Below are 1110 nucleotides of genomic sequence, written 5' to 3'. Positions count from 1 at the left end.
GTTAAGCACATAGCCACCCGCCGCTATCTTGTTGAAGCCGTTGCCGGCGGCCTTGATATAGGCCGCACCCTGCGCCTTGAGGGTCTGCTGTTCAAACAGACGATCAAGCTGGGATTGATCCAGAGAGTTGGCAGAGCGGGGATCCACCACACTCATGCCGTAGCTCTGGTTGAACACCCGGTTGTCGCGGCTGGCATCGCTGTCGCCAAGGGCGTAGAGCCAATCTTTCTGCAACTGCTGGCTGTTGTCATCCAGCAGGTTGAACCCCTGCAGCTGGGCTCGCGGGGCAATTCCCTTGGTACCGATGGAGTTGTCTACCGCCGCTATGATGCCGGAGACCGAGGTGCCGTGGGCCGTATCCGGATCGGTCGGTGTCGGGTCATCGCTGCCGGTCACCACGTTTTTCGAACCCGGACGCACGTTGTCCGCCAGATCCGGGTGGGCGATGGCCAGACCATCATCCACCACGGCCACATTGACTCCCTGGCCCAGCACGCCGGTGCGATGAGCCCACCAGAGGTTGAGATCATTGCCCGCTATACCGCCACGGGCGCTGAATCCATCCTGGCCGCTGTTGAGCAGATACCACTGCTGATCTTGCAGGGGATTGGTACCTGGCAAGCAGCGCTCGGTGCTGCTGCGTCCGATATCCATGCCGCTCTCCTTGCCGGTGAGCGGCGCACAACCTTCATTTGCCTGAACGAGCGCACTGGGCAGGGTCGACAGCAGTGCTGTGATCGCCAGTGCTAACGATGTTTGCTTCATTATTTTTTTAACTCCATCTTGGATCGCACCATCCTGAGTGCGACGGAAATCTATACACGGGTGGAAGGGGTTCAAAAAGAGCCATTTTCAAAAAACGCAATGAGGTTCAAAGAAATCCGATCTGGTTTATGGTAGGTATTCCAATGACGCTGGTTATGTGTTTTATTGAGAATGGTTCTCACCGCTCACTACTGATCTTTTTATCTGTAATTCACTCCTCTCGCGACTCTCCTTCGCCGCAGCCATCTCGATTCGGGGCAATCCCGAGGGGAGCTCGTGCGCTCTTGGAAATAAACGGCATGGTGGTGTGTGCCAATGTGAGTGCTGGTATGCGTTCGGGTGAGC

At 56.7% G+C, this 1110-nt stretch carries 1 protein-coding gene and 1 pseudogene; one reads left to right on the top strand and one right to left on the bottom strand.

Going from position 1 to position 1110, the window contains the following annotated elements; translation table 11 throughout:
• Positions 1-765 (bottom strand): annotated as a pseudogene (asp, locus tag AACS18_RS09140) (serine protease Asp); the annotation flags it as partial.
• A 143-nt stretch (positions 766-908) separates the two neighbouring features.
• Here asp and AACS18_RS09135 point away from each other — a divergent pair.
• Positions 909-1110, top strand: a 202-nt coding sequence (locus tag AACS18_RS09135; protein WP_339373249.1) for a hypothetical protein, incomplete at its 3' end; no start/stop codon positions are given.

The organism is Aeromonas sp. HMWF015 (assembly GCF_963878965.1).
GTDB lineage: Bacteria > Pseudomonadota > Gammaproteobacteria > Enterobacterales > Aeromonadaceae > Aeromonas > Aeromonas veronii.
The sequence above is the reverse complement of the archived record's forward strand: the minus strand, read 5'-3'. Positions and strand labels throughout refer to the sequence as shown.